Genomic DNA, 543 nt, shown 5'->3' with positions numbered 1-543 from the left:
CAGTAGCGGCGAGCGAACGGGGAGCAGCCCAGAGCCTGAATCAGTGTGTGTGTTAGTGGAAGCGTCTGGAAAGGCGCGCGATACAGGGTGACAGCCCCGTACACCAAAATGCACAGGCTGTGAACTCGATGAGTAGGGCGGGACACGTGGTATCCTGTCTGAATATGGGGGGACCATCCTCCAAGGCTAAATACTCCTGACTGACCGATAGTGAACCAGTACCGTGAGGGAAAGGCGAAAAGAACCCCGGCGAGGGGAGTGAAAAAGAACCTGAAACCGTGTACGTACAAGCAGTGGGAGCCTCTTAATGGGGTGACTGCGTACCTTTTGTATAATGGGTCAGCGACTTATATTCTGTAGCAAGGTTAACCGAATAGGGGAGCCGAAGGGAAACCGAGTCTTAACTGGGCGTTAAGTTGCAGGGTATAGACCCGAAACCCGGTGATCTAGCCATGGGCAGGTTGAAGGTTGGGTAACACTAACTGGAGGACCGAACCGACTAATGTTGAAAAATTAGCGGATGACTTGTGGCTGGGGGTGAAA

1 rRNA gene is annotated in these 543 nt (G+C 52.9%); it reads left to right on the top strand.

Annotation, left to right across the window (positions count from 1 at the left end):
- A 23S ribosomal RNA gene (locus H0X90_RS35340) occupies positions 1-543 on the top strand; the annotation flags it as partial.

This window comes from Burkholderia sp. 9775_39 (assembly GCF_015712225.1).
Classification (GTDB): Bacteria; Pseudomonadota; Gammaproteobacteria; order Burkholderiales; family Burkholderiaceae; genus Burkholderia; species Burkholderia cenocepacia.
Note: the sequence above shows the minus strand (reverse complement) of the source record. Positions and strands in the feature narration are given on the sequence as shown.